The sequence below is a fragment of the Anaerotignum sp. genome (assembly GCF_031981185.1).
In the GTDB taxonomy this organism is placed as follows: domain Bacteria; phylum Bacillota; class Clostridia; order Lachnospirales; family Anaerotignaceae; genus Chakrabartyella.
The window spans coordinates 1-1547 of record NZ_DALYUL010000012.1 but is presented as its reverse complement, the minus strand read 5'-3'; the positions used below and the strand labels follow the sequence as shown (position 1 = coordinate 1547).

General features: G+C 36.2%; 2 protein-coding genes. Both read left to right on the top strand.

All coding sequences use genetic code 11. The features are described from left to right. Positions 1–104: 104 nt before the first annotated feature. A complete protein-coding gene (locus RTK36_RS08295) occupies positions 105–773 on the top strand; it encodes a murein hydrolase activator EnvC family protein (protein ID WP_312046129.1) in 669 nt (222 codons plus the stop codon). Further along, complete coding sequence (locus RTK36_RS08290; RefSeq protein ID WP_312046127.1) at positions 731–1279, top strand: M23 family metallopeptidase; 549 nt, start codon at positions 731–733, stop codon at positions 1277–1279. Before RTK36_RS08295 ends, RTK36_RS08290 begins: the two co-directional genes overlap by 43 nt. The last annotated feature ends 268 nt before the right edge of the window (positions 1280–1547 follow it).

Below are 1547 nucleotides of genomic sequence, written 5' to 3'. Positions count from 1 at the left end.
TTAATCGAAAATTAAAAACATTTAAATTGTGTTTTAAAGTTGAAAATTGTCACAAAATATGTATAATATAAAGAGACAACTGTGATAATAATGAGGTTTTTATAATGAAAATATTAAAAAAGGCCACGTGCCTTGTTTTAACGGCTTTTCTGACCATGGGTGTTTTTCCCACCTATCAGACGGGTGCTGCTACCGTTGCGGAATTAGAAGCAAAAAGAAAGACGCTGTCACAGCAGACAGACAAAGCAAAAAAAGAAATTGCCAATTTGAAGAACAAGCAGTTATCTGTGGAACAAGAAATTGATGCCATGGATAAAGTTATGAATAGCTTACAAGCAGAATTGGATAATGCACAATCAGATTTGGACGAGCTTACTGCATCTTTGAAGGCTGCAGAAAAAGAATTAGAAGAAGCAACTGCAAAAAGAGATAGACAATTTGAGCTTTTGGGCAGTCGTATGCGCTTTTTGCAGCAAAAGGGTTCCTCAGGCTATCTGGAAATTCTTTTGGAAGCTGAAAGTTTTTCTGATTTATTTTTAAGAATGCAGTATGTAAATGACATTATGTCTTTCGATAAAGATATTTTAGATCAGCTTCAGGCAATTCAGACTACTATTCAAGCCAAGAAAGAAGAGATCACAAAAAACCATGCGGCCCAGGCTGAAGTGGTGCAAATGCAAAAAGAAAAAATTAAAAGCATGGATAGTTTAATTGCTGATAAAAAGCACTCGTGGCATCTTACAGTAAGGATGTTAAAAAGCAAGAGCAATTAATTGCTGCAAATGCAAAGGCGGATCAACAGGTTTTAAATTTGATTTCCCAGCAATCAAGTAACTCAACACCGTATTATACTGGAAATGGTTCTTTAGGATGGCCGGTTCCTGCAAAATCAGCATCTTCCTCAAGCTTAAGCAGTGGTTTTGTACACAGAGTCAACCCTGTTACAGGAAGAAGTGAGAACCATAGTGGTTATGATATTCCCGCACCTTACGGTTCGGCTATTGTTGCAGCAGAGGCAGGAAAGGTTACATATTCTGGTTGGATGAATGGCTATGGCTATACAATTATTATCGACCACGGCGGCGGACTTTCTACCTTATATGGTCATAACTCTTCCCTTGTTGTTCCTAAAGGCACAATGGTAAAAAGAGGGCAGACCATATCAAAATGCGGAAGTACCGGAATTTCAACAGGTAACCATTGTCATTTCTCAGTTTTGGTAAATGGTTCATATGTTAACCCTCAATCTTACTTAGGCGTTAAAAATATTAGCCGTTGATTGATTAAAAAAAGAATAATGATAATGAACATCCTCACAGAAGGCCTATTTGAATATAAATAGAGTTTTGTGGGGGTGTTTTTTTAAATCACGTTTAGTTATAAACAATAATTATATTATGTAAACACATGGGGGTTTTTGAATGCAAGTGCGTGTTGTAACGCTTAAAAAGGAAGATACACATTATATTACAGAAATTTGTTCTTGGTTTTATAATTGGTGGGGAAAACAAGAAGGCTTTAGTATCAATAAGATGCAAGCATATGTA

What these genes read in the sequence shown, in the direction of transcription:
- RTK36_RS08295 (WP_312046129.1), top strand. Translation starts at nt 105, where the DNA reads ATGAAAATATTAAAAAAGGCCACGTGCCTTGTTTTAACGGCTTTTCTG.